Raw genomic sequence first — 25421 nt, forward strand, 5'->3', positions numbered from 1 at the left:
TCGTGTCGCCCCGAGCAGATCACCGCTTCTTGGCCGCGGCGACGACGTAGTTGTCCCCAGTTGATGTGACGAGGAATGTCCATATTTCCGGACCGGCGGTAAGCGTGCATTTCACAGCCGGGTACGTCTGGGGCACGCCGGGCGCGCAGTTCGCCGTGGCGGCGGCCAGGGCGGGCAGGCTGTTCGGTGATTGCCGGAGGTATTCCCAGACGTCGTACGCGTAGGTGGTCGAATCGGGGGCGGGAGCCAGCCCGCCGAGGAACGCCGAACCTTGGGTTAGATCGTCGTCAAGCGCCGCGTCCAGCAGCATTTCGACCGCGCGCGCTGCCTCTGCCGCGTTGTGCTGACTCTGCGCGGAGTCGGGGGCCGACGCACTGGGAAGCGTTATTTCGGGGACGTGGTCGGCCGCGCAGTCGGCTCCCGCGAAGGACGGGAGGGCGTCGACGACTCCGCCGGTGTAGGCGATCAGCCGGAATGTCTGGCTGTAGGTGTCGAAGGAGTAGACGAAGGACGCGGTTCGGTAGCCGTACGCGCCTTCGGGGTGGTTGAGCGTCGTGAGCAGCAGCCGGCGGCCACCGTTGGAGACGCAGCCGGTGGTGTGCAGCGGATCGCCGCGCGGGATGACGAAGTCCCTGCCGGTGTTGTGCCCGTTTCCGTAGCGCGCGGCGCGTACGTTTCCGTCCTGGGTGGGCCCGATCAGCACGGCCCAGTCCGCGGTGCTCACGAAGATCTGCTCAGTCGCCGGGCCACCCAGCTGCCAGGGCACCACGGTGGAGGGGAAGGCCAATCGTGTGGCGGATCGATCCCAGACCCGGATGTGGCCGTCGGCGAGGTACGCGGTGGCGCCGAGCGCGTTGCCGGTGCTCCACAGCACCAGGCGATCCCGTTTGCCGTCGGTGTCGAGGTTCGCGTCCACCGGCCACAGGCAGCCGACCCGCGCCGGCGCTCCCACGGGCGCGAGGTTCGCCCGAGGGGGAGCACACGCTCCGCCGGGCAGGGCGGCCGCGGTCGTGCGGTCCATGCGCGCGGGCCAGGCGACGTATCCCGGATGGTCGTCGACGCGGAGGAGCTGGACGAGGCTCAGCACGATCTGGATGGACTTGATGCCGGCATTGACCACTTCGGCGATCTTGGCGAGATTGCCCAGCACCGGCAGCGCGCTCAGATATCCCATCACCTTCGCGATCCGCGCCGACAGCTCGATGCCGCTCTCCACGATCGACGGCACGAACACGAGAATCAGCCGGGCCAGCAGTTCCGGATCCGTCAGGACGATGCCCGCGAGACGTACCACGAAGTCGAGATCGCTGGTGTCCTGCTCGCCCTTGGGGAAGGAGAGGTGCCGGCTCAGCTCGTCCAGCAACTCCTGGTTCTTCTCGCTGTTGGCCGTCGACAGATCCATGATCAGGGTTCGGTTGAGGAACAGGCCGAGCACCGGGAGGACGGCGTGGTTCACGAGCGTCAGGGCGCGGCTGTAGACCCTCGGCTTGCTGATGTCCAGGATTTGGGGGTCGTCGGCCACCTGGCCCCAGGCGACGGAGTAGTACCCCGCCTTGGTCTCGATTCTCGCCTGCCCGGGACGCGCGAACTCGGCCAGCTTCGCGATCTGGCTGGGCGGCAGGTCGTCGCGGTGCTCGCACGGCTCGAAGGAGACGCCGAAGAAGCTCAGGATGCCGCAGCCGGCGGCCTTCACGCCGTACAGGACGTAGCCGGCGATGTCGGAGAGCACGGCCAGGACGATCGTGTCCAGGCTGGGCACGATCACGACCTGGCCGGGGACGGCGCCGAGCACGTGATCGGCGTTCTTCCCGGCCTCGTAGAGGAACGCGACCGAGGGGCTGTTGTTGACGGCGGTGGTGGTCACGCCGTCCGAGCAGAGGACGACGGGGGAAGCCGCGGTGCCGGGCGCGGGCGGGACTCGCCAGGCGGGTGCGGCGCAGGTGTCGCCCGGCGACTTCCGGGCTCGTACGGCCCGACGCCCGCCACCCAAATGGGCGATGGTGGTTTCGGTGCCGGATGGCGGAGCTGAGCAGGACCCCGGGTCCTTGCCGGCGTCGATCTCTTTCGAGATCTTCTGGATCTGCTCGACCAGGGAGCAGGTGAGCCGCCCATGGGCGCGGAGCTCCGCCTGACCGGGAGGCGGCGTGGAACCGTCGGCGAGCGGTTCCCGGGCGATCCGCCCGCACAGTTCGCCCGCGTGCTCGGTCAGCTCCTGGGCGCCGGACGGCCTCCTGATCAGGGCGTCCAGCAGGCTGACGGTGATCGCGTTCGGCTGCGCCGTCCACGGCATCAGCAACGTCTCGCCCACGCTGGCTGCTTTACAGTCCGCAACGAGGTCGTGCGGCGTCATTCCTGGAGCGGACACGACGGGGACGACCGTCAGCGGTTTGTCGGCTTTGTTGAGAATTACAGCTATTCCGCCGGAGTTCTCGTTCACCTCGACGGTGGCCGACGGTTTCCCGTCGGGTGAATCGCTCGCCAGGTCGTAGACGACACCGGCGACCACGATTTTCGACGCCTGGGCGGTGGCGGCCCCCAGATCGATGGTGATCTTCTGGAATACGGTGGCTCCGCGTTTCCAGGGCACCGGCTGTGAAGCATAGGTGGTTTTCGCTATGACCGTAATTCCGGCCAGCAGCGCGATAATCGCGCCCACCGCGACGATCCGAAGGCGTCGCTTGACGCGTACCCCCGCCTGCTGGGCGGGAATGGGAACGAGCTGGCCGGGATCGGCTCGGAGAGCGGGCAACCGTGACCCGACATCGTCCAGATCTATCGGATCGAAACGCAGCTGAGTTTCGGCCTCCTTCGGAGGCTGTTGCGGTTTCCGCTTCCGCCACATGTGCCGCTCTTCCGTTGGCGGGATGATCGGCCCATATCATCCGATAAAGCAGAGGTGAATGTCACTAATTGATGAAATCGAGATGAATTGTGTTTAGCCTTCGCGCCCGGTCGCCAAGAGACAGTATTGGGCGCCGTCCCTCTCTAGCGTGTGTAGAACTGGGCCACGATGCGGTCCATCAGTTCCTCGCCCGGCCGCTGGTCGCTGACCAGCCTCCATTGCTGCACGATCGCCACGGGCAGCAGCGACAACAGCTCTATGTCCGTGGACGCCGGTAGTTCGCCGCGGTCGATAGCGCGGGTGACGATCGTGCGCAGGCCGTTCACGAGTGTTCCGGTCATGCCGGCGCGGAACGCTTCACGTAGCTGGGGGTTGTTGGCGATCTCGCCGCTGACGGCGGCCAGCGCCTGCGAGCCGCGGTGCTCTCCGCGGAGCAGCGCGTGCAGGAAGCGCCGCATGTCTTCGGCGAGGCTACCGGTGTCGGGGATGTCGGGGACGACGTCGGCGCGGCGCTGCATCGCTTCGGCCGCGAGCGCCGCCTTGTTGGGCCAGCGCAGATAGAGGCTGGCCTTGCTCACCCCGGCCCGCGCGGCGACCTGTTCCATCGCCAAGCCCGCGTAGCCGACCTCGGCCAGCAACTCCAGCGCCGCGGCCAGCACCGCCGCATCCACACCGGGATCGCGTGGGCGACCCCGTCGAGGCCGGTCCGCCATCTTTCTCGTCTCTTCCCGTCGGCGACTCTTTACTAAACGCCAGCGTCTGGATATTGTCGGCCGCCGACGGCATTACCAGACGCAGCCGTTCAGATAATACACCCCAGGCATCCGGTGAGGACGTAGGTCATGTTCGAGGCGTTGGCACGGTTCGTTGTCCGGTTCCGCTGGCTGATCGTAGTGGTGTGGGCAGCCGGGGTCGCCGGTGCGGTGTTCGCGCTGCCGAGCCTGTCCAGCGTCACCCAGTCGAACAACGCCCAGTTCCTGTCAGCCGACGCGCCGAGCCGGCACGCGGCCAGCCTGGCCGCCCCGTTTCAGGGGGCCGCCCCCGGTGCTACCGCGATCATCGTCGCGTCCCGGGCGAACGGGCCGCTCACCCCGGCCGACGACGCCGCGATCGAGCGGGTGCTGCAAGCCGCCGCGACCGTCAAGGAGGTGACCTCGGTACGCGATCAGGGCGGGTCGGCCGACGGACAGGCGCGCCGGGCGCTGCTGATGACCGTGCCCGACGGCCCCGGCAACACATCCAACGCCGATCTGGTCACCGCCGTCCGCGCCACGTTCGCCTCCGCCACAGCGCCGGTGGGGCTGACCTTCCACCTGACCGGCCCGCTGGCGCAGAGCACCGACGCGGATACCGCTTCAACGAAGGCGGGCAGCAACATTCACCGGTTCACCCTGCTGTTCGTGATCGTGTTGTTGTTCGTCGTGTACCGCTCCCTGCTGGCCCCCGTCGTCACCTTGATCCCCGCGGTGCTGGCGCTGCTGCTGGCCGGGCCGGTGATCGGCCAGGCCGGGCAGGCCGGGCTGCCGGTGTCGCCGGCCATCCAGCAGTTGCTCGTGGTGCTGCTGCTCGGCGCCGGCACCGACTACGGCCTGTTCCTTGTCTTCCGGATGCGTGAAGAGATCCGCCGCGGCCGGCAACCCCGCGAAGCCCTGATCGCCGCGATGGCCCGGGTCGGGGAATCGATCACCTTCTCGGCCGTCACCGTGATCGCGGCGCTGGCCTGCCTCGGTCTTGCCTCCTTCGGCCTGTACCGCGGCCTCGGTCCAGCGCTTGCCATCGCTCTGGGCGTGATGCTGCTGGCCGCGCTGACGCTGCTGCCGGCTCTCCTGGCGATCGCCGGGCGGGCGCTGTTCTGGCCCACCCACCTCGCCAGCGGGCAGCAACCCGTCGGCGTGTGGGGGCGCGTCTCCACCCGCGCGGTACGGCGGCCCTTGCCCGTCCTCGCCGCCGGGATGCTCCTCTTCGGTGGTCTCTCGGCAGGCTTGAACGGGTTCACCACCGGCGGGTTCACCACCAGCAACCCCACCACGACCGGCGATTCCGCCGCCGGCACCGCCGCGCTGGCCGCGCACTTCCCCGCCCCCACGAACAACGGCGAGACGTTGCTGCTGCGGTTCGCCGACCCTGTCTGGCACAACCCGGACGCCCTGCAAACGGCCCAGCGGCAACTGACCGCGGCCCCCGGCATCAGCGCGCTGACCGGTCCGCTCAACCCCAACGGCACCACCGTCACCGCCGCCGAGCTGGCCGGCCTCCACTCGAGCCTCGGCTCGGCCGCGACACCGCCGGCCGGGGTCTCGCCGGACCTGTACCGGACATACCGAGCCAGTACCCAGTTCATCAGCCCCGACGGGCGTACCGTACGCTTCGACGCCGTACCCGCCGCCGGACCGGCCGGCAGCCGAGCCGCCATCGACGCCATCCCCGCACTGCGGACCATCGTGACCGAGGTGGCGACCGGAGTCGCCGCGACCGGCAGCGGTGTCGCCGGGCTCGACGCGACCGCGTACGACATCTACACGGCCTCCACCAGCGATCTGGCCCGCCTGGTCCCCATCGTGCTGCTGGTCATCGCATTACTGCTCGCCGTGCTGCTGCGCAGCCTCATCGCGCCGCTGTATCTGATCGTCACCGTGGGCCTGTCCTACCTGGCCGCCCTCGGCTTCGCCACCATCGTGTTCGTCCACTACGGCGACGGCGAGGGCCTGAACTTCATCATCCCGATCCTGCTGTTCATCTTCGCCATGGCCCTGGGCGAGGACTACAACATCCTGCTCATGGCCCGCGTCCGCGAAGAAGCCCACACCCATCCGCTGCGCGAGGCCCTCACCCGCGCGATCGGACGCACCGGCGGCACCATCACCGCGGCCGGGCTCATCCTGGCCGGCACCTTCGCCGTCCTGGCCATCGCCGGCAACAACACCCAGGCCCGCCAGCTCGGCTTCACCATCGCCTTCGCCGTCATCCTGGACACCTTCTTCGTCCGCACCCTCCTGGTCCCCGCCGCCGCCGTCCTACTCGGCCGATACAACTGGTGGCCCTCCGCCCTGTCCCGCATCCCCGCCGACCACAGGCCCACCGCCACACCCGACCCCACAGCCCGTAAAGCAGGCGACCCCGCCAAGCCAGCCACGACAACAGGTAAGCCATGACCCGACCCGATAACCTCATCGAACGGCCAGCGGAGCAGGCCGATCACCTGGACCGGCCCGGCCAGCGCTATAAGCCCACGGGCCTGAGGAAGCTGTGGAGGACCACCAGGCCCTTTCCGTACTTTTCGTCAACCTCGTGTTGGAGTTCTGGTGTGGCCAGCCAGGCCCCGATCTCGACCTGGCCTTTCAGTTCGTCGACCCAGCCCGAGAAGACCCCTTTGATCTCCTTGGACGCCCTCCCGTGGAGGGTCTGTAGTTCCTTCTTGGTGTGCTGGGCTTGGCTCAGGCACAGCGCGCCGCCCCAGAGTTCGCGGATCGCGGGCTCGCGGGTGGTCGCGTCGCCGGTGAAACGCAGGTTCAGGACAAGCCGTTCGTGGTCGTTGGCGTATCGCTCCACGGATCGAGGGTCATTGGAGTCGTAGCCTTCGATCTCGTCCAGGTAGCTCTGGTCCAACCAGGCGCCCGCGTACCCGGGAAGCTTCTTGGCCCGGGTGATCGCGGCGTCGATCGCCTGCTGGGTCGCCTTGGCGGGGGCGACCGGGCGCCAGCCTCCTGAGGGTTCTGGGCAGGGGGAGGTGAACCTGGATCGGCTAGGCGGGGAATCGGGGCGCTCGGCTGGGCGGGGCGGCTCGGTGAGCGTCAGCTTCTCGCCGTCCCAGGTGCCGACCACGCGGTATTCGCCCCAGCGCACGCCGTGCCGGTCGGAGTGCTCGACCCCGTTCCAATCCCACCCGGCGATGTCGGGGCCACCGCACTGAGGCGGGAGGGAGAAGTCGATCGCCACGCAGAGCCGGGGGCCGTGCTTCTGGCTGGCCAGTACGAATGTGTCAGCTTCGTACCGCGGTTCGGGAGCGGTCGCGGCCGTCCCGCAGGCGGCGAGTGCCGCGAGCACGGCTACCAGCCGGATACCTCTCATGCATCTGAGACGGTACAAGGATTTCGATCTAATTGTTGGGTTTCGCGCGGCGTCAGCGGCGGCGTGCCGCGGGCTGCAGGGCCGGGCTGACCCAGCCGTTCTCGGCGGGGTTGATGGTCAGTCCTGGTGGCACGATCTCGTCGATGCGGTCCAGCACGTCGTCCGGCAGTTCGATGTCGGCGGCGGACAGCTGGGATTCGAGATGGTCCATGGTCCTGGGGCCGATGATCGCTGAGGTGACCGCGGGATGGCGCAGGACGAACGCGATGGCCATCTCGATCAGGGTCATCCCGGCCTGCTCGGCCAGCTCCGCGAGCCGTTCTACGGCCTGGAGCTTGCGCTGGTTGTCCGGCAGCGACAGGTCGAAGCGGTTGGCCAGCCGGCGGCGGGCCGCGGAGAACGGCCCTTCCGACTCCGTGCCCTTGCGGTAGCGGCCGGTGAGCCAGCCGCCGGCCAGCGGGCTGTAGGGGATGACACCCATCCCGTGCCGGGCGCAGGTGGGCAGCGCGTCGGCCTCGATCGCGCGCACCAGCATGTTGTACGGCGGCTGCTCGCACACGAACCGCTCGCGGCAACGCTCGCGGGCGGTCCACTGGGCCTCCACGATCGCCGAGACCGGCCAGGTCGAGTGGCCGAGGTAGCGGACCTTGCCGGCGCGGACGAGGTCGGTGAGGGCGCCGAGCGTCTCGTCGATGTCGGTGTCGGGGTCGTAGCGGTGGATCTGGTAGAGATCAATCCAGTCGGTGCCCAGCCGGCGCAGCGAATTCTCGACCTCGCGGACGATCCAGCGGCGGGAGTTCCCGCGCTGGTTGAGATCCTCGCCCATCGGCATGTGCGCCTTGCTGGCCAGGACGACGTCGTCGCGCCTGCCCCCGGCCAGGGCCTTGCCGACGATGACCTCGGACTCGCCGCCGGAGTAGACGTCGGCGGTGTCGATGAAGTTGATCCCGGCGTCCAGCGCGCGATGGATGACGCGGACGCTCTCGTCGTGGTCCTTGGTGCCCCAGTCGCCGAACATCATGGCTCCGAGGCACAGCTCGCTGACCGAGACGCCGGTACGGCCCAGACGGCGATACTCCATGGGTTGCTCCTGATCAGGTACGGGTGATGGGTCGGCGCGGCACGAGTTCGATCGTCGGCCAAGGTAACGGGTCGGCGGGAGTCACTGCCGTTCCAGGTATCGGCAGTACCTGTCTGGCCGCCGAACAGCTCACATACCGTGGACGTATGGACGATCGAGCCGAGATCCAGGCCTTCCTCAGCTCCCGGCGGGCCCGTCTCACCCCCGAGCAGGCGGGTCTTCCGGCCTTCGGCGGCAACCGCCGGGTCAAGGGGCTGCGCCGCGAGGAGGTCGCCCTGCTGGCCGGCGTCTCGGTCGACTACTACGTGCGCCTTGAGCGCGGCAACCTCGCCGGCGCCTCCGACAGCGTCCTGGACGGCCTCGCGCGGGCCCTGCACCTCGACGAGGCCGAACGCGACCACCTGTTCGGCCTGGCCCGCCGCCCCGGCCTCCGCACCGCCGCACCCCGCAGGACCGCCGCGCGGCGCGTGCGCCCGGCCCTCCAGCAGGTCCTCGACGCGATCATCGACGCCCCCGCCTGGATCCGCAACGACCGCCACGACCTGCTGGCCGCCAACCGGATGGCCCGCGCCCTGTACTCCCCGATGCTCGCCGACCCCCGCCGTCCCGCCAACACCGCCCGCTTCATCTACCTCGACCCCGCCTCCCGCCGGTTCTTCATCGACTGGGACAAGGCCGCCGACGACATCGCCGCCATCCTGCGCTCCGAAGCGGGACGCAACCCTCACGACAAGGCGTTCACCGAGCTCATCGGCGAACTGTCCACCCGCAGCGAGACGTTCCGCCGGCGCTGGGCCGACCACAACGTCCGCTTCCACCGCACCGGCGTCAAACGCCTCCACCACCCCGCCGTCGGCGACCTCGAACTGAACTTCGAGGCCATGACGCTCCCCTCCGACCCGGGCCTCACCCTCATCGTCTACACCGCCGCCCCCGACACCCCGAGCGCCGACTCCTTGCGCCTCCTGTCCACCTGGGCCGTCACCCAAGACCACGACCGCTCCACGAGCATCTGACCAGCGGGGATCAGGGAGTGAGGGTGGCGCGCTGGGATTCGTGGCGGTCGTGGAGGTGGCGGCGCATGAGGAGGGCGGCCATCTCGGCGTCGGCGTCCAGGACGGCGCGGATCACGCGGGCGTGCTCCGACCACGAGTCCTCGGGGGAGGTGACGAGGCCGCCGACGAGGTGGTGCGCCTGGTTGCGCACGGAGCGGAGCAGGGCGACGAGCACCCGCGAGCCGGTGCCGCCGGCCAGCAGTTCGTGGAAGTCGCCGTTGAGCCGCTTGAGCGCGGACTGGTCTCCCGCCTCGGCCGCCTGGGAGCCGGCGAGGAGCACGCGCTCCAGCTCGTTCATGGTCTCGGAGTCGCGCCGCTCGGCGGTCTTGCGCACCGCGATGAGCTCGAGCGCGAGCCGGACCTCCTGGATGGTGGCCAGCTCTTCCTGGTCGAACACCGCCACCCGCACGCCGCGCCGCGGGGCCGTCTGAACCAGGCCCTCGGCCTCCAGCCGGCGGAACGCCTCGCGCACCGGCAGCCGGGACACGCCCATCCGCTCGGAGATCGCCCCCTCGCCCAGGCGGCTGCCCGGCTCGAGGGTGCCGTCGAGTATCCAGCTGCGGAGCTGGTCGGCGACCTCGTCACGGAGTGCCCGATGCGACTCGCCGATCGACACGACGCCCCCTCCTCTTGACAATCCTGCATACAGTATCGCAGACAGTCAGGAAAGACGATCGCCCCGCCCTCACAGCCCGGACCACGCGTTTATGCGAATTATCACACGAGCGAGCCGCCGGAGGTGCTGCCTTCGACCATTGCCAACTCACTTATTCTGGATACAATATCCGCCATGTCATCGCCCTCGGGGGTGGGAGCCTCTCCGGTGCGCCCCGACGCCGTCGCCAAGCTGACCGGCGAGTTCGGGTACGCGACCGAGCTGCACGCCCCCGGCGAACTGCACGGCGCGACCGTACGCAGCCCCGTCGCCGCCGCCGACCTGCTCGGCGTCGAGACGGCGGAGGCGATGCGCGTGCGCGGCGCGTACCGGGTGCTGACCATCGCCGACGTGCCCGGCGCGCGGCGCGTCGGGGTGAAGACCCCCGACCAGCCCGTGCTCGCCGACGGCCGCGTCCGCCACCACGGCGAGCCGATCGCCTTCGCGCTCGCCGAGACCGCCGAGGCGGCCCGCCGGATGGCCCTGCTGGTGCGCCCGATCCTGCGCCCACGCCCCGCCCTGCTCGACCCGGAACGCGCGCTCGACGCCGACGCCCCCCGCGTCGGGCCGGACGGCAGCAACCTGGTCCATCGGCTGCGCCTCGCGCACGGGACCGCCCGCCGGGGCGCGACCGGCGTACGCCGCCGGTGGCGGACCGGGCGGCAGGACGCGGCGTTCCTGGCCCCCGAGGCCGGGCTCGCGCTCCCCGACGGCGCGGGCGGGGTCGTGCTGCGCGTGGCGACCCAGGACCTGCACCACGACCGGGCGCAGATCGCGGCGGCGCTCGGCCTGCCCGAGGAGCGCGTGCGGGTGGAGCTGGCCGGCGTCGGCGGCGCGTTCGGCGGGCGCGAGGACATCACCGTACACGTGCACCTCTGCCTCGCCGCCCTGCTCAGCGGCCGTCCCGTACGCGCGCTCTACTCGCGGGCCGAGTCCTTCGGCGCCCACCCGAGCAGGCACCCGGCGATCATGACGTACGAGCTGACCGCCGACCCCGACGGCACGTTCGTCTCGCTCGCCGCCGACCTGCTGTTCGACGGCGGCGCGTACGCGAGCACGTCCAAGGCCGTCGTCGGCGTCGCGCACTACTTCGCCGCCGGGCCCTACCGGATCCCGCGCGTCGAGATCACCACCCGCGCCGTCTACACCAACAACCCGGTGGCCGGGGCGCTGCGCGGGTTCGGCGCGACGCAGGTGTGCTTCGCCATGGAGTCCACCGTCGACGCGCTCGCCGCCGAGCTGGGCCTCGACCCCGCCGACGTACGCCGCCGCAACCTGCTCGAACCGGGCGAGCCGCTGGCCACCAGCGGGCAGGCGCTGGCGGGCGTGGCCGCGCCCGCCAGCCTGCTCGACGCGCTCGCCGCCGTGCCGCTGCCGGCGGCCACGCCCGCGCCCGGCCTCCGGCGCGGGGTGGGCGTGGCCGTCGGGATCAAGAGCGCCGGGCTCGGCGACGGGCGGCCTGAGGGCGCGGGCATCGTGCTGCGCGCCGACCGCCACGGCGTCGAGATCGCCACCGCCGCCCCCGAGGTGGGCCAGGGCGTGCGCGCGGTGCTGGCGCAGATCGTCACCGAATGCCTCGGCCCGGTGCCGATCACGTTCGCGGACTCCACCTCGGCGCTGCCGGCCAGCGGCGGCAGCAAGGCGAGCCGGCAGACCATGGCCTCGGGCGGCGCCGCGCTCCGCGCCGCGACCCGCCTCAGGCAGCGGCTCGGCGGCGCCACCCCCGTGGATCTTTCGGCGCTGGGCGACGGGACCTCGATCGTGGTCGAGGAGCGGTACGACGCGCCGCCCACCGCCGCGCCCGATCCGCGCACCGGCCGCGGCGACCCGCACATCGCCTTCCAGCTCACCGCGCACCGCGCCGTCGTGGACGTGAACCCCGCGCTCGGCACGGCCCGGGTGGTGCAGCTCGTCGCGGCCCAGGACGTGGGCCGGGCGCTGAACCCGGCGCTGGTACGCGGCCAGCTCGCCGGCGGCACCGTCCAGGGCGCGGGGTTCGCGCTGCTTGAGGAGATCCCGGTGGACGCGGACGGGCGGGGCGGGGCGGCCGGGTTCGGCACGTACCTGCTGCCCGCGGCGGTGGACGTGCCCGAGGTGATCCCGGTGATCGTCGAGTCCGGCGACCCGCGGCTGCCGTTCGGCGCCAAGGGCGTCGGCGAGGGCCCGCTGATCTCCTCCCCCGCCGCCGTGGCCGCCGCCCTCCGCGCCGCCACGGGCCGCCCAGTCGCCCGCATCCCCGCCCACCCCGAAGACCTCGCCACCTCCCACGACCCCGCTGCCACCGCCCCCGCCGCAGCGGCGGAAGAGCCCGCGGCGGTGGATGGCTGATGGCGTACCTGCGGCCGGCCACGATCGCGTCCGCGCTGGCGGCGCGGGCCGAACTGCCGCGAGCCCTCGTGTGCGGCGGCGGCACCGCCGTCCAGCCCGCGATGAACGCCGGGCTGCTGCGGCCCGCCGACGTGCTCGACCTGGGCGGGCTCCGCGACGGCGCGGCGATCGACGCGTACGGGGACCGGGTCAGGCTCGGCCCCGTCGTCCGCGTCGCCGCGGCCGCCCGCGCTCACGCCCTCGGCGCCGGGGTGCTCGGCGGGCTGCTGCGCGGGTTCGCCACGCCCGCCGTGCGCGAACGCGCCACCCTGACCGGCAACCTGTTCCAGGCCCCCGCCGACCTCGCGGTGGTGCTGACCGCGCTGGACGGCTCGCTGATCACCGCCTCCGCGCACTCCCGGGGCGAGCGGAGGCTGCCGGTGACCATGGCGTCCGCGCTGCGGCCTGACGAGCTGGCCGTCGGGCTCGATCTCGCGGTGCCGGCGGCCTTCGCGTACGAGCGGCTCGCGGTCCGCGAGGTCGCGGCCCCCACGCTCGCGGCCGTGGCGGCGGCCCTGCTCCCCGGCGGCCCGCGCGCCGCCGTGACCGGATACCGGGCTGGAACCGCCGTTCCCTGCCCCGGCGCGGTCCCGCACCTGGCCGACCCGGCCGGGGCGGACGGCTTCGCGGCGGCGGTCGTGGCCGCCGCCGCTCCCCCGACCCCGTACGCCCGCCGCTCCGTCGCCGCCCTGGCCCGCCGCTGCCACCGCCGCATCCACCGGGGAGACGCCGATGCCTGATGACCTGGTGGAGGTGCGCGGGACGCTGGACGGCGAGCCGTACCACGCCGAGGTGCCGGTGTGGGCTTCGCTGCTCGACGCCCTGGAGGCGGCGGGACGCCCGCTCCCGGCCGGGTGCCGGGGCGGCCAGTGCGGGAGCTGCACGGTGTCGCTCGACGGGGTGCCGGCGCCGGCGTGCGTCGTGCCCGCGGGCGCGGCGGCCGGCGCGGTGGTGGAGACCGCTCGGCGGGCCGCCCTGCCCGTGCTGGTGGAGGAGATGGCGGCGGCCGGCGCCACCCAGTGCGGCTACTGCTCCCCCGGCCTGGTGGTCGCCCTCTCGCACCTGCTGAGGACGAGCCCCGCCCCTGACGCCCCCGCCGTACGCGAGGCGCTCACCGGTCACCTGTGCCGCTGCACCGGCTACGAGGCCATCGTGACCGCCACGCTCGCCGCCGCGGCCCGCCTGACCTCCGAGATCTCAAGCATCTGAGATTTTGTATCCCATAATTGCGGCCAGGCTCATGACGCCACACCGCGGATACATGACCACACATACCCAGGTCCACAGGCATCAGCCCCGCACCACACGGCAGTCCAGGTAACGTGGCATTAACCAGATTATTGGCTAGCCGCAACAAATTCGGGATACAAAATCCTGCATGACAAGCGTTTCGCAAGCCGCGCGGCCACTGGTCAGCGTGCGCGGGCTCGACCACATCGTCCTGCACGTCGCCGATCCGCTGCGCTCCCTCGACTGGTACACCGCCAAGCTGGGCCTGCGCCCGCTGCGCGTCGCGGAGTTCCGCGCGGGCAAGGCGCCGTTCCCCTCGGTCGAGGTGGCACCCGGCGTGATCATCGATCTGGATCCGAGGGGCAAGCGCACCGGCGAGAACCTCGCGCACTTCTGCATCGAGGTGGACACGATCGACCTCAAGGAGCTGGCGGGGTCCGGGGCCTTCGGCAAGGTGGCCGGGCCGTTCCGGCGCTGGGGCGCGCGCGGCGAGGCCGACCTCGTCTACATCACCGACCCCGACGGGAACGTGATCGAGCTGCGCCACTACGGCCCCAGCCAGGTCAACGACTACGGCCCGAACCAGGCGGTACGGCCGGAATGACCGCCACCGCCGTCCTGGCCGCCAACGCGGTGGCGCACGGCTCCCTCGGCGTCGTCGGCGCGGGCGCGCGCACGGCGGCGGCGATCGGCGCCGCCGCCCTGCTCGACGGCGGCAACGCCTTCGACGCCGTGATCGCGGCCGGGCTGGCGGAGACCGTGCTGCTGCCACCCAAGTGCGGTCTCGCCGGTGACGTGGTCGCCCTGATCCTGCCGGCGGGCCGGCCCGCGCCGCGCGCGCTGCTGTCGATCGGGGCCGCCGCCCGGCGGCTCCCCGAGGCGCTGGCCACCCGCCCGCTCCCCCGCGACGGCGGTCTTTCCGTCGGCGTGCCGGGGGCTCCCGGCGGGTACGCGGCGCTGGCCGCGCTCGGCCGGCTGGGCCTGGATCGGCTCGCCCGGCCCGCCATCGAGCTGGCGCGGCGCGGGATCGTCTGGCCGGAGCTGTGCGCGGCGCTCGCGCGGGAGGCGGACGACCTGCTCGCCTACCATCAGCCCGCCGGCTGCCGGTACCGGCCGGCGGCGGGCCCGCTCCAGGCCGGGACCCTGCTCCGCCTCCCCGGGCTCGCGCTGCTGCTGGGCGAGTTCGCCGAGCGCGGGGCCGGACTGTTCCACGGCCCGGCGGGCGCCGTACTCGCCGAGCGGGTCGCGGCGGCGGGCGGCGTGGTCGGCCGCGACGACCTGGCCGTCCCGACGGCCGAGTGGGCGGAGCCGGTCAGGCAGGACGGGATCTGGGCGACGCCCGCGCCGACGCGCGGACCGGCGCTGCTCGCCGCGCTCGCGGGCGAACGCGCGCTCGTGGGCGGGCCGATCGGCGAAGGGACATCCGTGGTCGCGGCGGCGGACGGTGAAGGAAACGCGGTGGTGATGGTGCACTCAAATTCGCATCCGCAGTTCGGCAGCGGCCTGGTGGCCGAGCCTTACGACCTGGTGCTGTCCAATCGGGCCGGGCGCGGCTTCCACCCTGATCCCGGCCACCCGGACGGGCCCGCGCCGGGCCGCAGGCCGCCGACCACGCTGCACGCCTGGGCACTGGACACCCGCGGCACCGGCAGGCCCGACGTGTTCGGCGCCACGCCGGGCGGCGAGCAGCAGGTGCCGTGGAACGCGCAGGTGCTCGGCGACCTCATGACCACGGGTCCTGACGATCTCGGCGCCATCCTGACCGGTCCGCGCTGGTCCCTCCAGGACGGCGCGCGGGTGCCGGTGGAGACGTCGCCGTCGGCCGTACGCCCGGCGCACGTCCTCCTGCGCCTCACCGGCGCCGGCCTGACCGCCGCCGCCGATCCCCGTATCGGCGCCACCGCGCTGGGCGTGTGACATGCGCGTATCGCTGCTCGGCACCGGCGGGATCGGCGGTACGCTGCGCGACCTGCTCGCGGCGGGGCGCGTGGCCGGATGCGTGACCGGCGCCGCCGTCGGCTCGCGCTTCCCCGCCGGGGCGGTGGTGGCCGAGCTGACCGGGACCGGGGACGTGGTGGTCGAGGCGGCGGGCGGCGCGGCGGTGCGCGCGTACGGGGCGCAGGTGCTGGCCGCGGGCCGCGACCTGGTCGTCTGCAGCGCGGGCGCGCTGGCCGACGACGCCGTGCACGCCGCGCTCGACGCCGCCGCGCTGGCGGGGGGCGCCCGCTGGACGGTGCCGCCGGGCGCGATCGGCGGCCTGGACCTGCTGGCCGCCGCCATCCGCGCGGACGGCGCCGCGGAGGTCACCCTCACGACCGTCAAGACGCCCGGCGCGCTGGGCGTGCCGGGCGCGGGGATCGTGTTCGAGGGCACGGCGCGCGAGGCGGCGCTGCGGTTCCCGAAGACGGCGAACGTCGCGGTCACCCTCGGGCTGGCCACCACCGGCATCGACCGGGTGCGCGTGGTGGTGACCGCGGACCCCGCGGCCCGGCGCACCCGGCATGAGATCACGGCCCGGACGGCGGTCGGCGAGTACCGGTTCGCGCTGGTCAACGACACGCTCGCCGCCTCAGGGGGGCGGACGTCGGCGATCACGGTGTGGTCGGTCGTCCGGGCGCTCGAGGAACTCGCCGCACGGGGGCGAACTCCCATTCCGCTCAAGAAAGGAGCGCCATCATGACCGAGGGCGCGACGACCGTCGCCGTACGGCCCACGGAGGGTGCCGCCCGCAGCCTGCTGGCCTTCCGCGGGGTGGAGATGGTCTTCCCCAACGGGGTGCACGCGGTCGACACGGTCGACATGGACATCGCCCCCGGCGAGTTCGTCTCCCTGGTGGGCCCGTCCGGCTGCGGCAAGAGCACGCTGCTGCGGATCGCGTCGGGCCTGGCGCGGCCGACGGCGGGCGAGGTGGTGCTGAACACCGGCCACATCGCCTACGTGTTCCAGGATCCGACGCTGCTCCCGTGGCGTACGGTGCGGCAGAACGTCGAGCTGTGCAACCAGCTCAAGAAGCTGCCCAAAGCCGAGCGGGCGGAGAAGGCGCGGCAGGCGATCGAGATGGTGGGCCTGGCCGGGTTCGAGAACCGCCATCCCAACCAGCTCTCCGGCGGCATGCGGATGCGGGCCAGCCTGGCCCGGGCGCTGACGCTGGAACCCGAGGTGTTCCTGTTCGACGAGCCGTTCGGCGCGATCGACGAGATCACCAGGGAGCGGCTCAACAGCGAGCTGCTGCGCATCTTCCGGACCCGCGCGTTCGCCGGGGTGTTCGTCACGCACTCGATCGCGGAGGCGGTGTTCCTGTCCACCCGGGTGGCGGTGATGTCCGCCCGGCCAGGCCGGATCATCGGCGAGTTCGACGTTCCCTTCCCCTACCCGCGCGAGCCCGAGCTGCGCTCGACGCCGGAGTTCGCCGCGCTCACCGGCGAGATCGGCCGCTGCCTGAGGAGTGGTGCCCAGTGACGTCGATCATTGCGACCATGGCGCCCGCCGAGCCGGTCACGTTCGCCAGACAGGCCCGGATGCGCGGGTACGTCACCATGGGCGGGCCGCCGTTGATCGTCTTCGCCCTGTTCGTGGCGGTCTGGTACCTGATCTCGTACGGCCTGCTCAGCGAACGCCGCCGTTTCCTCCTGCCTCCCCCGCACGACGTGGTGTCCGTCGGCTTCCTGGACTGGCACAACTTCGCGGAGATCCTGGCCGGTCTCGGCTCGACCGCCGCGATCTCCCTCGCCGGATTCGCGATCGCCGGAACGATCGGGTTCACGCTGGCCGTGGTCATGTCGCAGTCGGTCGCGATGGAGCGATCCTTCTACCCGTACGCGGTGGCGCTGCAAACGCTGCCCGTGCTGGCCATGACGCCGCTGGTCGGGCTCTGGTTCGGGTTCGACACCTTCAGCCGGATCCTGATCTGCTCGATCCTGGCGCTGTTCCCGATCATCACCAACACCCTGTTCGGCCTGAAGTCGGTCGAGCCGTCGCAACGCGACCTGTTCGACCTGATGAAGGCCGGCCGGTGGACGCGGCTGTGGCGGCTGGAGATCCCGGCGGCGCTGCCCAACATCCTCACCGGGCTGCGCATCTCCGGCGGCCTTTCGGTCATCGGCGCGATCGTGGCCGACTTCTTCTTCCGGCAGGGCGATCCGGGCATCGGGCGCCTGCTGGACATCTACCGGGCGTCCCTGGAGACCGAGCGGCTGTACGCCGCGATCATCTGCTCCTCGCTGCTCGGCCTGGCCCTCTTCCTGACCAACACCCTGATCAGCCGGCACGTGCTGCGGAACTGGCACGCCTCGGCGCACTCGAAGTCAAGCTGAAATGCGAGCCACGATATGAAACCCTCCATTCGCACGCTGGCCGCGGCCGGCCTCCTCACGCTGACCGCCGCCTGCGGCGGGGACACCACCGAGGCGGCGGCCCCGCAGGCCGCGCCGACGGTGACCACCGGCGTCTCGCTCAAGGGCGTCTGCCCCGACACGATCTCCATCCAGCTGAGCTGGTTCCCCGAAGCCGAGTACGGCGGGATGTACCAGCTCATCGGCCCCGGCGGCACCCTCGACGCCAAGACCGGCGTGTACAAAGGCCCGCTGGCCGACACCGGGGTGAACGTGGAGGTGCGGGCGGGCGGCCCGCTCACCGGCAACGACCAGGTGACCGCGCAGCTGTACAAGGACGACTCGCTGTTCATGGGCATGCTGGCCACCGATGAGGCGATCCAGAACTCCAAGGAGCAGCCGACGGTCGCGGTCATGAGCTACTTCGACAAGGATCCGCAGATCCTGATGTACAACCCGGAGAAGTTCGACTTCAAGTCGATCGCGGACATCGGCAAGACGGACACGCCGGTGCTGTACTTCGAGGGCTCGACCTACATGGAGTATCTCGTCGGCTCAGGCCAGCTCAAGAAGAGCCAGGTGGACGGGTCCTACCAGGGCAGCGCCGACCGGTGGGTGGCCTCCGACGGCGGGGTGGTGCAGTCGGGGCTGGCCAGCGCCGAGCCGTACAAGTACGGCAGCGAGACCCGCGGCTGGAACAAGCCCGTCAGCACGCTGCTCGTGTACGACGCCGGCTACGTGAACTACGCCAGCTCGCTGTCGATGCGGCCGGAGCTGGTGACGCAGTACGACGCCTGCCTCAAGGAGTTCGTGCCGATGATGCAGCGGGCGTGGGTGGACTTCCTGAAGAACCCGGGCCCCATCTCCGCCAAGATCACCGAGATGAACCAGGAGATCGGCGAGTTCTGGCAGACCAGCGAGGGCCTGAACGCCGCCGCGGTCAAGACGATCCTGGACCGGCAGCTCGCGGCCAACGACTCCACCGGCACCATCGGCCGCTTCGACGAGACCCGCGTGCAGAAGATGATCGACATCCTGTCGCCGATCTTCGCCGCGCAGAACAAGGCGCTCAAGGACGGGCTCAAGCCTTCCGACATCTTCACCAACAAGTACGTCAAGGACGGCATCGGCCTCTAAGGCCCATCCCCAGGAAGGAGAAGCACGTGGACACCGTGCTTGACGACAAGATCCGCGCCCGCGCCGCGGAGATCCTCCTCGACGTGGAGCGGTGCACCGACCCGGTGCAGTCCGCGCAGCTCCTGCCCCGCCAGGTCTACACCAGCCAGGACTTCTTCGAGTTCGAGAAGCAGGCCATCTTCGGCCGCGAATGGCTGTGCGTCGCGCACGTCAACGAGATCCCCAACCCCGGGGACCAGCTCCCGATGACGATCTTCGACGAGCCGATCGTGGTGCTCCGCGACCTCAGCGGCGAGATCCGGACGCTGTCCACGATCTGCCAGCACCGCGGGCACCCGATCTTCGACGGGCTGAACGCCCGGGAGGCCGAGGCGCCCTGCCTGAACGGCACCAAGCTGGTCTGCCCGTACCACAACTGGGCGTTCGGTCTGGACGGCAAGCTGGTCGCGGCCCCGCAGATGACCGAGACCGTGCCGCTGAAGGACCTGCGCCGGTTCGTCCGGCTGCCGGCCGTGCGCACCGAGATCTTCCACGGCCTGGTGTTCGTGAACTTCGACCCGGACGCCCGCCCGCTCGCCCCCACCTTGGCCAAGCTGGACGCCGAGCTGGCCACGTTCGGGCTGGACGAGCTGGTGCCGATGCCCGCCTCGATGCGCCGCGACCTGCCGTGGAACTGGAAGATCCATCACGACAACGCGCTGGAGCCGTACCACACCGCGTTCGTGCACAAGGGCGTGCACGAGAGCGCGCCGTCGCGGCTGGCGGAGTTCGGCGAGTTCGACCCGGGCGACGGGCAGATCATGCACCCGACGTACCTGGTCAGCGAGGAGGCCAGCCTCGGCGACGCGGCCGACGGCAGGCGGCGCACGCCGGGCATCCCCGGCCTGACCGAGGAGCAGCGCAGGCGGGTGATGTTCGCGTCGGTGCCGCCGCTGATCTTCGGTATCTTCCAGCCGACGTTCGTCAGCCTGTCGTTCGTGCTGCCCACCTCGGCCCGGACGATCGACCTGCGCCGGGTCAACCTGTACCCGAAGTCGGCGGTCGAGGTGCCCGGCTTCGAGGAGATCTACGCCGAGCAGCTCAAGCGCAAGGCGGTGGCGATCGAGCAGGACGCCGTCACCACCGAGGCGCTGCAGCGCGGGTACGAGTCCAGGTTCGCGCCGCGCGGGCCGCTGGCCAAGCTGGAGACCACGATCCCGCAGATGAACGCCTGGCTGCTCACCCGCTACCAGGCCGCGCTGGGGGCCACCGGTGGGTGAGCCGGGCGAGGCGCTGCTGGCGCGGCTGGATCTGCTGGAGTCACGGCACGAGATCGAGCAGCTCATGGTGGCGTACATGGCCGCGGCCGACCGCAAGGAGGACAAGGGCCACCATGTGAGCGTGCTGTTCACCGAGGACGGCCGCTGGGAGAGCGTGGGCCCGCACGGCAACCCCGGCTGGGCGGCCGTCGGCCGACCTGCGCTGGTGCGGAAGTTCGACCGCAACGTCGACCGGATGCCGTTCGCGGCGCACTTCCTGACCAACGGCGCCGTCGAGGTGGACGGCGACGCCGCGCGCGGCCGGTGGATGTACTTCCAGGCGTGCACCTACCGCGGCGACCAGCCGCTGTGGATCGCGGGGAGCTACGACAACGAGTTCCGCCGCGAGGACGGCCGGTGGCTCATCTCGCATCTGCGCGTGCACAACTTCTTCACCACGCCCTTCGACAAGGGCTGGGTGGCCGTTCCCCACATGGAGACCCCTTGATGAGTTATCGGCACCAGATCCTGCGCAACCTCAGATACGGCGCGTTGCCCGCGTTCATGAAGCTGCAGCGGGAGAAGAACGAGTTGTACGTGGCCGAGGGCCTCACGCCGTACCGGGTGTGGGCGCCCGCGTTCGGCGGGCTGCACCATATGGTGCTGGAGGCGGAGTTCCCGACGATGGCGGAGTTCGAGCGGCAGCACGTCACCGCCAAGAGCGTCGCCCGGGTGGCGGAGATCAACGCGGCTCAGCTCGAGTACGTCATCGAGGGCAGCGCCGAGGATCGCCTGCAACGCCTCGGCCTGGACGCGTGAGAGTCAACTTTCGCGGACGCTGTACCAGATGTTGTTGCCTTTGGCCAGGTCGGCGATGGCCTTGAAGAGGCTCGCCGAGGCGAGGACTTCCCAAGGGATCAGTAATAGCCATGCCCTGAGTGACGAGTGTGCGCGAACCAGCGGATCGGACGCCGTGCACAGCAGTCTGGTGAGCTCGGCAAGAAGGAGTACGGACAGGAGCACCGTCGCGCTCAGGGCGAAAGGGGAAAGGACTAAAAGTATCGGGATAAGGAGCCTGGTCGCAATACTCACCAGTGCCATCCAGGCAAGTCTGCGCGCTCGCCCGCTCAGCCTGTTTCTATTGGATATCAGCCTTTGGAGCTCGCCCCGGGACCAGCGGCTGCGCTGCATGATCGCCAGCCGCACATTCGTGCCGGGCGACTCCCGCGAGGCCGTGCGGACGAAGCCCAGCTTGAATCCTTGCTCGATAAATCTGAGACCCCATTCATATGACTCCTCCGCGCCCGTATCCAGGAACGGGCGCGCGCTGTTCCAGGTGGTACGCCGACCGTAGACCGAGCTCCCTTCGACGACGTGCACGCCAAGCCACCGGTTCAGGCCACGCTGGGAGGAGCACCACGTGCTGTCCTCCAGTGCCCGAATCTGTGAGAACAGCCCGGCACCACCAGCGCTGACCTCTGCTGCCTGGACCAGGTCGTATCCCTCGACCTCAAGTGCGAATACGGCCTCACGCAGCTGATCCGGCCCTGGTACGACGTCGGCATCGAGGATCCCGATCACTTCTGCCTCGGAGAGATCGAATACTTGATTAAGGGCATGACCTTTCGGTGATACAGATGGCAGGACTTTGAGATGCCAGTTCAACCGCCCGTCCTGGTTGTATCTTCGTATCATCGATTCTGCGTGCTTGACATCCTGTTCCTGTTCACTGGAGACCACCCAGACGAGTTCTAGGAGATCGCACGGATAGGACAGTCGCTGCTGCCCCTGAGCGGAACGCTCAAAGGCCTGGATGGGTTCCCGGTAGAAGCAGGTGAATATCGTGACGGACTGCCGGGGCCGCCAGCCTTCGGGGATGTTCTCACCACCATAAGGTGTGCGAGGCCACGAGGGCATAAGCATGTCCACCATATGCGTCAAGTCTCCTTTCGGGCTGCTTCTGGGTCGTCCTCGAGACGGTATGTCCACACGCCCGCAGCGGCCGGATAGCAGTCCAGCGATCGGCCCGCGAAATCAGGAGACAGGCGACTACGCCCGTGATTCAAGCCGTCATGCCATTGGGTGACCAGTTCTTGACCCATCGCGCCCAGCGCATCGTCCCCCAGCACGACACCCGTGTTGCTCAGACCGCCGAGGAGTTGTGTCTCCAAGCACTCCTCAACCAGGCTGTTCCATGCGCCACCTTGACTGCCCGCTATCAACCCATAGATGAATGCTCCCGCGAATTGGTTCTCGACGACGAAGGGACCGAACCGCGGAGGCACCGCGACTTGCCGCACGAACTTCATCGCGTCGTCCCGGATCATCTCGATCTGGTCCTGAGCTCCTATGAGGTGGAGAAAGCTGCGCCAAGAAATGTATCTCCAGATTCCCGTGGCCTCTTCGAGCACCACGGTTCCCGCGCGACCGCGAAACACGTATGGAAGCACGGTAGCGGGAGCCGAGATCGAAGGCGTCTGCCAATAATTCTCCGCTAGGTTCACGTTCTCAATGAAGCACACGGAATTCCGTGGGCCATGTGCGTGCCCCATCACGCTCGGGCCGCTGGCGTGTTCGACCAGATTCGGCAGCGAGATCAAAGTTGACCGGCCAACGCGTTCTAGATAGCGCTGGACGAAGACGTCGTCTGGGAGCTCGGCACACTCCGCCGGAGAGCCTTCAGCCACGACCCCCGCAGCATCCGCACGCGGCAGTAACAGGGCCAGCGTCGGAACCCATTCGCCTCTTACCGCTCGGGCCCACGTGCCGCCGGTTGCCGCCGCCAGTCTTACGGCCGCGCCGTTCCAGCAGTTCCAGTTGGTGTACAGGACTAGCGCGCAGTCCGGATGGAGGCCGGCCGCCTTCGAAACCGCGCTGACGAAGTCCGCGCCGAGAATGACGTCATCCTGCAGCACGAGATGATGTGTCGTGTCCGCTCGCGCCTGGGACCACGCACGCAGAGCCGAGCGGCGACTCGTCGGCGGTCCACCCGGGCTGGGGTCTTCGGCGAGTGCGCAGTTGAAATCGGCAAGCTGTGCCGCCAATGCCTGGGCGGCCGGCCGCCGTTTCGGGTGGAACATGACCGATGCGCCTATCTTGACTGGTCGCATGCCCGGCTCCCTGAGGTGCGATCGCGAATTGGCCGCTAGCGCAGCGCGATTTCATGGTTACCTCGATAGACCTTGGCCTCCAGATAACCACGGTTGATGGGGTTCTCGTACACGCCGGTTGGGATCCGAGCACACACCTCAATGCCATTCGCCGCCAGCTGCTTCACCTTGTCTGGATTATTCGACAAGAGTCGAATTCTAATCGCGCCGATCGCCGCGAGCATTTCGGCCGCGACCAGGTAATTGCGCAGGTCGTGCTCGAAGTTCAGCGCGGTGTTCGCATCGAAGGTGTCCAGCCCGCCGTCTTGGAGCGCATATGCTCTCAACTTGTTGTACAGGCCGATTCCACGGCCTTCCTGGCGCAGATACAGTAGGATCCCGGATGATCCGGCCATAAGCTCGATGGCCTCGCTGAGCTGATCACCGCAATCGCAACGCGCCGACCGGAACACGTCGCCGGTCAGGCACTCCGAATGAACCCGCACCAGCGGCGCCTCGTCGCCTGCGATCTCTCCGAAAATGAGCGCGACATGCTCCCCGGGGGCGCTCAAGCCGTCGAATGACACCATGCTGACCCGTGCCATCAATTGCTTGCCGACCTGCAGCGGGATGTTTATCTTAGTTGCGATCTTGGGCTCTGGCCGCATCTTTCGCCTGTCCATTCAATTACTGAGGTTTCCGTCCCGCCCCCGCTGACGCTTGGTGCCTGCTCGCCGCAGAGCCTCGCCCCTGGGCCGGAAACTCATTCCCGAAGCTCGAACAGCATGAAATAGTTGGTGGCTGCCAATAGTTCACGGACCTTGTCATCGAGGATAATGGGCTCGCAGCTCGTGAGACGGTAGCCATAGCTCTTGAGAAGCGGCTCCAGCGGGCGCCTCACCGCAATGCCGTCCACGATGGCTTCGCAACTGAATGGTTTGTCGCTGTCGTTTGGCACGATGAGGAGAAAGGGCACCCCCAGGTCTCGCAGCCAGCTGAGCCAGCCGTCCACCGCTGTGTAAGGCATCTCGGAGAAGCTGTGTATGTTCACCGCGAGATCAGGGCGTCGGGAATCCGAGACGACATGGAGTTCGTCGAGGGCCAGCGCCACAGCCTTGCGCTCGACCTCCCTGAATCTCAAATACGTTTCGCAGACCAATGTGGATTCGGGAATACCGTCGAGGCAGTAGTACTTGTTCAGCCCGGGAACCGCTTCCGCCATTCGATGGGCGAGTCGGCCGTATCCAGCGCCGATGTCCACGACGACGAGATCTTCCCTGCCGAAGATGTCCATGTGCCGATCAAGGAAGTAGATCTCGTTGAGGGAGTCCAGCAGATCTCGGCTCACCCAGCCGAAGCGATCGGAATAGAATCGCTCACAGCCGAAGGCGCCGTCCTCGCTTAGCACACCAAGTAGCCCCTGCGTGTCACTCTTCGCGATGTAGGCGGCGTAGAGAGGATACTTGAGGACTTGGTCTTCGCCGAAATAGCGCGTCTGCCAGACATAGCAGTTGTCTTCACGGAAGGTGTTCATCCGCAATTCGCGTCCGACGAAGCTCTCCGACCACTGGCTGCGACGGCTCAGCCGGCTCTCGAGTTTGCGGTATCTTTCCTGTAACTCTGCCAGGCGATTCAGGGCGGGGTTGTGCCCTTCGCCGTGGCCTGGAACTGTTCCGTCTGATTGTGTGTGCTCGACTTCACGTGGAGAGCCCATATGTACCCCGCGCCTCCAAACAAAATCATCAGTGCGAACGTGGCCCAAAGGAGGGTCGCGTCCAGTTCGACTAGTGATCCGACCAGAACCGGTCCGCCAACCGATGAGCACGCCCAGGCAAGCTGGAATATGCTCATATAGCGACCTCGGGCCGCCTTGGGCGCATGCAGTGTCACCAGTGCCGACACCGCGGGACCGTGAACGAGTTGACCCAGGGTCAACAGGGTGACGCCGAGAAGAATCAGACTGGTCTGGCTCAGGCCCTGAGTGTGTCCTGAAACTGCTATCGCTACCACGCCAGAGGTCATGAGGCCGGTCGCCCCGGCGATCACAACCGTTCGCGAGAAACCGGCGGTCAATCGTGTGACCACCGTTTGCAGAGCGATGGATATCAGCATGTTCAACGTCAGTCCCGCCGACGCCACCCAAGGTGAGACCTTTTCCACGACGATCAGATAGACCGGCAACGCCATGTGGGGAATCAGCCAGGCGAAGCTGGTGACGGCTTGGGATGCTGCCATGAGGAGAAAGGGACGATCACGCAAGGCGTCGCTCCACCTAGGCCGTTCCTTCGACCTGGAGGACGAATCACGGCGTGGCCTGGCCCCGGCAAT

At 69.4% G+C, this 25421-nt stretch carries 24 protein-coding genes; 14 read left to right on the forward strand and 10 right to left on the reverse strand.

Annotation, left to right across the window (positions count from 1 at the left end):
• Nucleotides 1-19 precede the first annotated feature (19 nt).
• Both Amac_RS30370 and Amac_RS30375 read right to left on the reverse strand, forming a co-directional pair.
• Nucleotides 20-2749 carry a hypothetical protein gene (locus tag Amac_RS30370; RefSeq protein WP_155357839.1) on the reverse strand — a complete coding sequence of 910 codons (2730 nt, stop codon included), beginning with the start codon at nucleotides 2747-2749 and terminating at the stop codon, nucleotides 20-22.
• Nucleotides 2750-2985: 236 nt separating this feature from the next.
• Entirely contained in the window at nucleotides 2986-3513 is a 528-nt protein-coding gene (locus tag Amac_RS30375; RefSeq protein WP_170322741.1) for a TetR/AcrR family transcriptional regulator, read from the reverse strand.
• 171 nt (nucleotides 3514-3684) lie between these two features.
• Between Amac_RS30375 and Amac_RS30380 the strand changes: the two genes are divergently transcribed.
• Nucleotides 3685-5994, forward strand: coding sequence for an MMPL family transporter (locus Amac_RS30380; protein ID WP_155357841.1), 2310 nt, complete (start codon nucleotides 3685-3687; stop codon nucleotides 5992-5994).
• A gap of 67 nt (nucleotides 5995-6061) precedes the next feature.
• Here Amac_RS30380 and Amac_RS30385 read toward each other — a convergent pair whose 3' ends face one another.
• Both Amac_RS30385 and Amac_RS30390 read right to left on the reverse strand, forming a co-directional pair.
• Nucleotides 6062-6910, reverse strand: a complete 849-nt coding sequence (locus Amac_RS30385; protein WP_155357842.1) for a hypothetical protein — start codon at nucleotides 6908-6910, stop codon at nucleotides 6062-6064.
• Nucleotides 6911-6962: 52 nt separating this feature from the next.
• Nucleotides 6963-7991: an aldo/keto reductase gene (locus tag Amac_RS30390; RefSeq protein ID WP_155357843.1), complete on the reverse strand. Its 1029-nt coding sequence runs from the start codon at nucleotides 7989-7991 to the stop codon at nucleotides 6963-6965.
• A gap of 146 nt (nucleotides 7992-8137) precedes the next feature.
• On the opposite strand from Amac_RS30390, the gene Amac_RS30395 reads away from it, so the two are divergent.
• The gene (locus Amac_RS30395) at nucleotides 8138-9007 is read left to right on the forward strand and encodes a helix-turn-helix transcriptional regulator (RefSeq protein ID WP_155357844.1); all 870 of its coding nucleotides are present in this window, start codon (nucleotides 8138-8140) and stop codon (nucleotides 9005-9007) included.
• A gap of 10 nt (nucleotides 9008-9017) precedes the next feature.
• On the opposite strand, the gene Amac_RS30400 is transcribed toward Amac_RS30395, so the two are convergent.
• Nucleotides 9018-9662, reverse strand: a complete 645-nt coding sequence (locus Amac_RS30400) for a GntR family transcriptional regulator (RefSeq protein WP_155357845.1) — start codon at nucleotides 9660-9662, stop codon at nucleotides 9018-9020.
• Nucleotides 9663-9836: 174 nt separating this feature from the next.
• On the opposite strand from Amac_RS30400, the gene Amac_RS30405 reads away from it, so the two are divergent.
• The 12 genes from Amac_RS30405 (at nucleotide 9837) to Amac_RS30455 (ending at nucleotide 20823) form a co-directional block, all read left to right on the forward strand.
• Entirely contained in the window at nucleotides 9837-12029 is a 2193-nt protein-coding gene (locus Amac_RS30405) for a xanthine dehydrogenase family protein molybdopterin-binding subunit (protein ID WP_155357846.1), read from the forward strand.
• Nucleotides 12029-12808: an FAD binding domain-containing protein gene (locus Amac_RS30410; protein ID WP_155357847.1), complete on the forward strand. Its 780-nt coding sequence runs from the start codon at nucleotides 12029-12031 to the stop codon at nucleotides 12806-12808. Before Amac_RS30405 ends, Amac_RS30410 begins: the two co-directional genes overlap by 1 nt.
• Nucleotides 12801-13277, forward strand: a complete 477-nt coding sequence (locus tag Amac_RS30415; protein ID WP_218041382.1) for a (2Fe-2S)-binding protein — start codon at nucleotides 12801-12803, stop codon at nucleotides 13275-13277. Before Amac_RS30410 ends, Amac_RS30415 begins: the two co-directional genes overlap by 8 nt.
• A gap of 169 nt (nucleotides 13278-13446) precedes the next feature.
• Nucleotides 13447-13902 (forward strand): VOC family protein, encoded by a 456-nt coding sequence (locus Amac_RS30420; RefSeq protein ID WP_155357848.1) that lies wholly within the window; start codon nucleotides 13447-13449, stop codon nucleotides 13900-13902.
• Nucleotides 13899-15215 carry a gamma-glutamyltransferase gene (locus Amac_RS30425; RefSeq protein ID WP_155357849.1) on the forward strand — a complete coding sequence of 439 codons (1317 nt, stop codon included), beginning with the start codon at nucleotides 13899-13901 and terminating at the stop codon, nucleotides 15213-15215. Before Amac_RS30420 ends, Amac_RS30425 begins: the two co-directional genes overlap by 4 nt.
• Nucleotide 15216: 1 nt before the next feature.
• Nucleotides 15217-15978 (forward strand): aspartate dehydrogenase domain-containing protein, encoded by a 762-nt coding sequence (locus Amac_RS30430; protein WP_155357850.1) that lies wholly within the window; start codon nucleotides 15217-15219, stop codon nucleotides 15976-15978.
• Nucleotides 15975-16757: an ABC transporter ATP-binding protein gene (locus Amac_RS30435; RefSeq protein ID WP_155357851.1), complete on the forward strand. Its 783-nt coding sequence runs from the start codon at nucleotides 15975-15977 to the stop codon at nucleotides 16755-16757. The genes Amac_RS30430 and Amac_RS30435 overlap by 4 nt, the downstream gene beginning before the upstream one ends.
• Nucleotides 16754-17611, forward strand: a complete 858-nt coding sequence (locus Amac_RS30440; RefSeq protein WP_218041383.1) for an ABC transporter permease — start codon at nucleotides 16754-16756, stop codon at nucleotides 17609-17611. The genes Amac_RS30435 and Amac_RS30440 overlap by 4 nt, the downstream gene beginning before the upstream one ends.
• Nucleotides 17612-17626: 15 nt before the next feature.
• Nucleotides 17627-18766 (forward strand): ABC transporter substrate-binding protein, encoded by a 1140-nt coding sequence (locus Amac_RS53900; protein ID WP_170322742.1) that lies wholly within the window; start codon nucleotides 17627-17629, stop codon nucleotides 18764-18766.
• Nucleotides 18767-18792: 26 nt separating this feature from the next.
• The gene (locus Amac_RS30445) at nucleotides 18793-20025 is read left to right on the forward strand and encodes an aromatic ring-hydroxylating oxygenase subunit alpha (protein ID WP_170322743.1); all 1233 of its coding nucleotides are present in this window, start codon (nucleotides 18793-18795) and stop codon (nucleotides 20023-20025) included.
• Nucleotides 20018-20512, forward strand: a complete 495-nt coding sequence (locus Amac_RS30450) for a nuclear transport factor 2 family protein (RefSeq protein WP_155357853.1) — start codon at nucleotides 20018-20020, stop codon at nucleotides 20510-20512. Before Amac_RS30445 ends, Amac_RS30450 begins: the two co-directional genes overlap by 8 nt.
• The gene (locus Amac_RS30455) at nucleotides 20512-20823 is read left to right on the forward strand and encodes a hypothetical protein (RefSeq protein WP_155357854.1); all 312 of its coding nucleotides are present in this window, start codon (nucleotides 20512-20514) and stop codon (nucleotides 20821-20823) included. The genes Amac_RS30450 and Amac_RS30455 overlap by 1 nt, the downstream gene beginning before the upstream one ends.
• A gap of 3 nt (nucleotides 20824-20826) precedes the next feature.
• Here the strand turns inward: Amac_RS30455 and Amac_RS30460 are convergent, their stop codons facing one another.
• The 5 genes from Amac_RS30460 to Amac_RS30480 all read right to left on the reverse strand — a co-directional run bounded on the left by Amac_RS30460 (nucleotide 20827) and on the right by Amac_RS30480 (nucleotide 25328).
• On the reverse strand, nucleotides 20827-21936 hold the full coding sequence (locus tag Amac_RS30460; protein WP_155357855.1) for a glycosyltransferase family 2 protein: 1110 nt from the start codon (nucleotides 21934-21936) through the stop codon (nucleotides 20827-20829).
• 5 nt (nucleotides 21937-21941) lie between these two features.
• A complete protein-coding gene (locus tag Amac_RS30465) occupies nucleotides 21942-23114 on the reverse strand; it encodes a hypothetical protein (RefSeq protein ID WP_155357856.1) in 1173 nt (390 codons plus the stop codon).
• A gap of 35 nt (nucleotides 23115-23149) precedes the next feature.
• A complete protein-coding gene (locus Amac_RS30470) occupies nucleotides 23150-23776 on the reverse strand; it encodes a GTP cyclohydrolase II (RefSeq protein WP_218041384.1) in 627 nt (208 codons plus the stop codon).
• An 80-nt stretch (nucleotides 23777-23856) separates the two neighbouring features.
• Complete coding sequence (locus Amac_RS30475; RefSeq protein ID WP_170322744.1) at nucleotides 23857-24627, reverse strand: putative sugar O-methyltransferase; 771 nt, start codon at nucleotides 24625-24627, stop codon at nucleotides 23857-23859.
• Nucleotides 24628-24725: 98 nt separating this feature from the next.
• Nucleotides 24726-25328 (reverse strand): MFS transporter, encoded by a 603-nt coding sequence (locus Amac_RS30480; RefSeq protein ID WP_246268802.1) that lies wholly within the window; start codon nucleotides 25326-25328, stop codon nucleotides 24726-24728.
• Between the last annotated feature and the right edge of the window lie 93 nt (nucleotides 25329-25421).

The organism is Acrocarpospora macrocephala (genome assembly GCF_009687865.1).
GTDB lineage: Bacteria > Actinomycetota > Actinomycetes > Streptosporangiales > Streptosporangiaceae > Acrocarpospora > Acrocarpospora macrocephala.